At 36.7% G+C, this 1,094-nt stretch carries 1 protein-coding gene and 1 pseudogene; both read right to left on the bottom strand.

Going from position 1 to position 1,094, the window contains the following annotated elements; translation table 11 throughout:
• Window positions 1-323: 323 nt before the first annotated feature.
• Window positions 324-653 (bottom strand): hypothetical protein, encoded by a 330-nt coding sequence (locus ACYUCW_RS18030; protein WP_017827408.1) that lies wholly within the window; start codon window positions 651-653, stop codon window positions 324-326.
• Between the two features lie 2 nt (window positions 654-655).
• Window positions 656-1,094 (bottom strand): annotated as a pseudogene (locus ACYUCW_RS18025) (RHS repeat domain-containing protein); the annotation flags it as partial.

Here is a 1,094-nt window from a genome sequence, read left to right as displayed (position 1 = left end):
ATGCAACTCCCGTTCACCAAAACGGGTCAATGCCAGTGTATTATCAGTATCATTCCATTGATGAACAATCTCTTGTCCATTAATACGTTCATCTTAAACGAGAGTTTAGTATTGATATCCGATAGTGAAAGCATTCGAACAATTAAGCTGCAATACTAACAGCAAGCGCAACTCAGTGCCATCAAACACACCATGCGCGAGCTGATGCGGAAATATACCAACGACTAAAGGGGAGACTGAGCTAGCACAACTGAGCAACCCTTAAAAATAAGTCAGCCGGAAGTTCTCGGGATCTTTCCGGCTAGATTTAATTACTCAAAATATTATTCTGGGCCATTCCATTCAAGTTTTTCTTTCAAGTGCTCAGGAACGAGACTAAATAGCCTTTTTATATCATCTTCATGAGAAAAATAATTTGTACATTTTCTTTTGTCAGCATTTTCCAAATAGAATCGCGCATGACTATTTAAAAAAAATATATCATGTTCAGTCATTTCTTCTTCAGGAAGAGATATAACAATATTATGTAATAGCTCAGCCTCCATATAACAAGACTTATCAAAGGCTTTTCTAAAGCAAGAGTGTGTTTGCACATTTCTTATATAAGATAATGACTTCCATAACATATTTGAATATATACTTATTTTTCTCATTCTTAAAATCCTAATTTGTTTCTTAAATTACTAAAGAAACTTCTGGATGGCATAGCTCTGGCATCAGTTGGTGGTGAATTTGTTCTTGTCCATGAACCATTTTCTATTAATTTATTAATATATTTAGCATCGCCTGTTTCTTTATATATTTCTTGAGCTGCAACCATTCTATGATGCCCTTCCCCCATATAATAAATTCCATTGGAATCTACAAAGCCACCAACTTGATTTTTGGGAAGTGAAAAATCAAAAGTGCCGTCAAGCATATCTTTTTTCATACCATCAATCTGTTTAGGGTTTCTTAATCCGATTTGTGTAGCTTTTATTTTTGGTGGTGGACAACACGCCAGCCCAAACGGATCAACCCACCCCGTCGGACAATGCACATATCCATACGGATTCAGCCCACCCAATAACCCTATGGGGTCTGGGGAAAGATAC

It is taken from the genome of Proteus sp. MB838, assembly GCF_054767435.1.
This window is presented reverse-complemented; position numbering and strand designations above follow the sequence as displayed.